The organism is Micromonospora sp. NPDC049799, assembly GCF_040656655.1.
In the GTDB taxonomy this organism is placed as follows: domain Bacteria; phylum Actinomycetota; class Actinomycetes; order Mycobacteriales; family Micromonosporaceae; genus Micromonospora.
The window spans coordinates 1-4,165 of sequence record NZ_JBFAMU010000432.1 but is presented as its reverse complement, the minus strand read 5'-3'; the positions used below and the strand labels follow the sequence as shown (position 1 = coordinate 4,165).

General features: G+C 73.0%; 4 protein-coding genes. 2 read left to right on the top strand and 2 right to left on the bottom strand.

The window, feature by feature from the left end; all coding sequences use genetic code 11:
- Positions 1–112 precede the first annotated feature (112 nt).
- Together rsmH and mraZ are read right to left on the bottom strand one after the other, a co-directional pair.
- Positions 113–1,228 (bottom strand): 16S rRNA (cytosine(1402)-N(4))-methyltransferase RsmH, encoded by a 1,116-nt coding sequence (gene rsmH, locus AB0I76_RS23840; protein WP_357039421.1) that lies wholly within the window; start codon positions 1,226–1,228, stop codon positions 113–115.
- A gap of 210 nt (positions 1,229–1,438) precedes the next feature.
- Positions 1,439–1,870: a division/cell wall cluster transcriptional repressor MraZ gene (gene mraZ, locus AB0I76_RS23835; protein WP_357039418.1), complete on the bottom strand. Its 432-nt coding sequence runs from the start codon at positions 1,868–1,870 to the stop codon at positions 1,439–1,441.
- 355 nt (positions 1,871–2,225) lie between these two features.
- On the opposite strand from mraZ, the gene AB0I76_RS23830 reads away from it, so the two are divergent.
- Positions 2,226–3,473: a MurT ligase domain-containing protein gene (locus AB0I76_RS23830; RefSeq protein WP_357039424.1), complete on the top strand. Its 1,248-nt coding sequence runs from the start codon at positions 2,226–2,228 to the stop codon at positions 3,471–3,473.
- Positions 3,463–4,165, top strand: a 703-nt coding sequence (locus tag AB0I76_RS23825) for a glutamine amidotransferase (protein WP_357039414.1), incomplete at its 3' end; no start/stop codon positions are given. The genes AB0I76_RS23830 and AB0I76_RS23825, both read left to right, overlap by 11 nt.

Here is a 4,165-nt window from a genome sequence, read left to right as displayed (position 1 = left end):
GTCCGCCCGCGGCGTACCCGTGCCGACGCGCGTGGCCCGCTCCGCCGCGATCCGGCCCCCCGACCGCGGTGTGCGCTGCCCGCCGCCGGTCACGTCCCGGCGGTCGCGCTTGTCAATAGTCATGCCCCTCCCCCTCTTCGTCCGTCCCTGTCCCGTCCCCGGGTGTCGGGTGTGGATCTTTACCAGTCCCCCCCGACACCGTCCCCGGTTGGTGCATCGCCTTGACCCGTCGGCGGTACCGTTCGCGGTCGGTCCGCCCCTGCTCCCGTGCGTCCGGGTCAAGCCGTTCCGCTGCCCGCAGCCGCACCGAAGCGGCACGCGGGTTCGCGGCGACCTCCGCCTCCCCGGGCAGCTCGGCGCCCCGGCTGAGCAGCCGGAACGTCGGGCCGGACCCGGGCAGCTCGACCGGGAGGTCGACCGGGCCCTTACTGCGGACCCGGTCGGCCAGCGCCGCCTTGGTGAGCCGGTCCTCCAGCGAGTGGTAGGACAGGACCACCATGCGGCCCCCCACGGTGAGCTTGTCCAGCGCGGCCGGCAGCGCCGTCTCCAGCGCTGCCAGTTCCTTGTTTACCTCGATCCGTAAAGCCTGAAACGTTCTCTTTGCCGGGTGTCCCCCGGTTCGTCTGGCTGGTGCCGGAATCGACTCGCGGACCAGCTCCGCGAGCCGCGCCGACGAGGTGATCCGGCCCCGCTCGCGCTCCCGGATGATCGCCGAGGCGATCTTCCCGGCGAACTTCTCCTCGCCGTAGACCCGCAGCACCCGCGCCAGGTCCGGGTGCGCGTAGGTGTTGACCACCTCTTCGGCGGTCACCCCCCGGGTCTGGTCCATCCGCATGTCCAGCGGGGCGTCCTGCGCGTACGCGAACCCCCGGTCGGGCGCGTCGAGCTGGAGCGAGGAGACGCCCAGGTCGAACAGGATCGCGTCGATGCCCGGGTAGCCGAGCCGGTCGAGCACCTCCGGAAGCTCGTCGTAGACGGCGTGCTCCAGGTGGATCCGATCGGCGAACGGGGCGAGCCGGGCCCGCGCGTGCGCCAGGGCCTCGGTGTCCCGGTCGAGCCCGATGAGAACGGTGTCCGGGTGCGCGCGCAGCACCGCCTCGGCGTGCCCGCCCAGGCCCAGCGTCGCGTCGACGTGGACCGTGCGTCCGCCCCGGTCCAGCGCGGGAGCCAGCAACTCGAGACACCGCTCGAGCAACACCGGCACGTGCGTGCCTCGCAGCTCCCCCATGTCGACCCCCACTGGTTGAAACCCTGTTTCCTTGTCGCGCCTGTCGTCGGACGACGCCGTACCGTCGTACCGCCAGATCCCCATCCGCTCCCCGCCCGAACTTCCCGGCCACGCCGGAGGAGGTCGGATCGTGCGCCTGGCACCGGGGAAGGGGTGCCAGGAACTCGAAAGCGGCTGGAGATCTCGCAGTACGTCGGGCGCCGTCACGCCCTACAGACCGCCGGGCAGCACCCCCTCCTCGATGTCGGCGAAGTCGTCTTCGCTCTCGGCGAGGTAGGTCTCCCAGGCGACCCTGTCCCAGATCTCGACCCGGGTGCTCGCGCCGATGACCACCAGCTCACGGTCGAGGGCCGCGTACGTCCGCAGGTGGGCCGGGATGGTCACCCGTCCCTGCTTGTCCGGGACCTCGTCGTGCGCGCTGGCGAAGAAGACCCGGCTGTAGGCCCGGGCCGCCTTGTGTGTCATCGGCTGCGCGCGTAGCTGCTCCGCGATCCGCTGGAACTCCGGCGTCGGGAAGACGTAGAGGCAGCGGTCCTGCCCTTTGGTGATCACGACACCCCCCGCCAGCTCGTCCCGGAACTTCGCCGGAAGGATCAACCGGCCCTTGTCGTCGAGACGCGGAGTGTGGGTGCCGAGGAACATCGGCCCAACCCCCTCGCCCCTGAACGGCGTTCGCGGCGCCGCTGACCCCCCGGGCCGGTGGGGCCCTCCCGGCCTCACCATTGGGCCCCACTCTACTCCACTTCCCTCCACCTGCAACCGGAATCGCCCGCGTGGCGCGCCCGATGCGCGCCCAAAACAGCACGTCAGGCGGGGTGGAGCGGAGTGGAGGGGCGCGGCGGCGCAGCGCGCGTCCGCTTTCCGACATAGATCAACTCTGTCCGGCCGATGCGGGGCCGACCGCACGGCGTGGAGCATCCGGCCGAACGGATCGCCGTCGGCGGCGATCTGGGGGGCACGCTGGTCCGGTAACCTCGCTCGGGTGACGGACGCGAAGATGCCCCTGCGGGCGAAGGTGGCCAGCTCGGTGTCGCGGACCGCCGCGGCGCTGTCCCGAGCCGCCGGCCGGGGCGACGGCTCGGTGATCGGCGGCTGGATCGGCCTGAAGATCGACCCGGACCTGCTCGCCCACCTGTCGGCCGGGCGCGCCATCGCCCTGGTCTCGGGCACCAACGGCAAGACCACGACCACGCGGCTGACCGCCGCCGCCGTCGGCGTCCTCGGCAGGGTCGCCACCAACTCCTTCGGCGCCAACATGCCCACCGGCCACACCTCCGCGCTGGCCAAGGCCGGCAGCACCCCGTACGCCGTGCTGGAGGTCGACGAGCACTACCTCGCCCAGGTGCTGGAGGCCACCGAGCCGCACGTGGTGGCGCTGCTCAACCTCTCCCGCGACCAGCTCGACCGGGCCAAGGAGGTCGCCATGATGGCGCAGCTCTGGCGCGCCGCGCTGGTCCGGCACACCGACGTCCGCGTCGTCGCCAACGCCGACGACCCGATGGTCGTGTGGGCGGCCACCCCGCCGCCCAACCACGACCACCGCATCGCCCCGCCGCACGTCACCTGGTTCAGCGCCGGGCAGCGCTGGCACGACGACTCGTGGGTCTGCCCCGAGTGCGGCTCGACCATCGCCCGCGAGGGCGAGCAGTGGTGGTGCACCGGCTGCCCGCTGCGCCGGCCGGAGCCGAACTGGACGGTGGAGGACGACGGCGTGGTCGACCCGACCGGCGCCTGGCACAAGGTGAAGCTCCAGCTCCCCGGCAAGGTCAACCTCGGCAACGCCGCGACCGCGCTCGCCGTCGCCGCCGAGTTCGGCGTACGCCCGGTCGACGCGGTGCTCCAGCTCGGGAGCGTCACCTCCGTCGCCGGCCGGTACGCGCAGGTCGAGCGGGACGGGCGCAACATCCGGCTGCTGCTGGCGAAGAACCCGGCCAGCTGGCTGGAGGCGTTCGACATGGCCGACGAGGCGCCCACACTGCTCTCCATCAACGCGCGGGACCCCGACGGCCTGGACACCTCCTGGCTCTTCGACGTCGACTTCGCCCCGCTACGCGGTCGGCAGGTGCTGATCACCGGAGACCGGGCGTACGACCTCGCGGTGCGCCTCGACGTCAACGGCGTGCCGTTCCAGCACGTGCGGACGTTCGACGAGGCCGTCCGGACCGCGCCGCCGGGCCGGCTGGAGGTCATCGCGAACTACACCGCGTTCCAGGACATCCGAGCGGAGTTGGACCGTGTCAACTGAGAGCCTGCGCATCGTCTGGATCTACCCCGACCTGCTGTCCACCTACGGCGACCGGGGCAACGTGCTGATCCTCGCCCGTCGGGCGCAGCAGCGCGGGATGCCGGTCGAGGTGCTGGAGGTCCGCTCCGACCAGCGGCTCCCGGCCACCGCCGACATCTACCTGATCGGCGGCGGCGAGGACGGCCCGCAGGCGCTCGGCGCGCAGCGGCTGCTCGCCGACGGCGGCCTGCACCGCGCGGTCGCGCAGGGGTCGGTGGTGTTCGGCGTGTGCGCCGGCTACCAGTTGCTCGGCACCTCCTTCTTCGCCAAGGGCACCCGGTGCGCGGGCCTCGAGCTGCTGGACCTCTCCTCCGACCGGGGCCCCACCCGGGCGGTCGGCGAGCTGGCCGGCGACGTGGACCCTCGCCTGGGCATCCCGGCGCTGTCCGGCTTCGAGAACCACGGCGGTCGCACCCACCTCGGCCCGGGCGTCGCCCCGCTGGCCCGGGTCACCGCCGGGGTCGGCAACGACGGCGCCACCGAGGGGGCGTGGCGGGGCAAGATGCTCGGCACGTACTCCCACGGGCCGGCGCTGGCCCGCAACCCGGACCTGGCCGACCTGCTGCTGCGCTGGGCCACCGGCGTGCACCAGCTGCCGCCGCTCGACGACACCTGGGCCGACCGGCTCCGTGCCGAGCGCCGCGCCGCGGTGG

Excerpts from the sequence above, each read along its gene's own strand:
- mraZ (WP_357039418.1), bottom strand. The coding sequence starts at position 1,870 with ATGTTCCTCGGCACCCACACTCCGCGTCTCGACGACAAGGGCCGGTTG.
- rsmH (WP_357039421.1), bottom strand. The coding sequence starts at position 1,228 with ATGGGGGAGCTGCGAGGCACGCACGTGCCGGTGTTGCTCGAGCGGTGT.
- AB0I76_RS23830 (WP_357039424.1), top strand. The coding sequence starts at position 2,226 with ATGCCCCTGCGGGCGAAGGTGGCCAGCTCGGTGTCGCGGACCGCCGCG.